The following is a 798-nucleotide window of genomic DNA, read 5'->3' as shown; positions in this document are numbered from 1 at the left end:
AGCTGGGCAATGTCTCGCGGGGACATGCCATCGGCGTAAAGCACGAAGATGCGACGAACGATCTCAGCCTTCTCGGGATCGATATCCCGCAATCCCCTGATGCGGTCGCCGAGTTCGTCACGCTGTTGCGAGAGCTTGTAGCCATAGGCTAGGCAAGTCGAGGCCTTCCCCTTGCGGACCGCCGTCTTCATACCCTCGCGGGTGCGGGTTCGGCCCTGCTCGACGAGTTCATGGCTCATCGTGGAACGCATGTGCAGTTCCATATCTGTGACCGCCCGGCCGGCTTCGACGGTCCAGATGGCGCAGTCCTGGAAATTGAGATCCTTCAGGATCTTCGACGTGTGCTCGACATCACGCGACAGGCGGTCGACATTGACGCAGAGTACCACATCAATGTGTTCGCGCTTCACATGCGCGAGAAGCTGCTGGATGCCGGGGCGAGAGGTGAACGAGGTTCCGCTGATTGCGGAGTCGGAGTAAACGCCGCACAGCGTCCAGCCCCTGTCGGCAACGAACTTCTTGCCGAGTTCGGTCTGGGTCTCAATCGAGACCTCATTCTGGCGGTCGGTCGAGTAGCGGGCGTAGAACAAAACTTTCTTGGGCATTGGGTGCTCATTCATAAACAGATTGCGCGTGAGAGACATGCTTAGCCTGGCCGGGACAGCTTGGGAGCCCCGGCCAGAGCCAGGTCGTCATGACCTGGCAAGGGCGCGTATCGGACGAAATTCCGGTTTGGCAGTTGTCGTGAGGGGATCAGCAAAGGTGAGAAGCGTGGCAATTATTGCCGACCTTCTCAGT

The 798-nt window shown here is 58.9% G+C and carries 1 protein-coding gene; it reads right to left on the bottom strand.

Features of this window, described 5'->3' with window-relative positions; translation table 11 throughout:
- On the bottom strand, positions 1 to 605 hold a 605-nt coding region (locus H6M51_RS24190), incomplete at its 3' end, for a recombinase family protein (protein WP_185812308.1).
- Between the last annotated feature and the right edge of the window lie 193 nt (positions 606 to 798).

Origin of the sequence: Rhizobium sp. AQ_MP, from assembly GCF_014237835.1 — a bacterium.
In the GTDB taxonomy this organism is placed as follows: domain Bacteria; phylum Pseudomonadota; class Alphaproteobacteria; order Rhizobiales; family Rhizobiaceae; genus Allorhizobium.
This window is presented reverse-complemented; position numbering and strand designations above follow the sequence as displayed.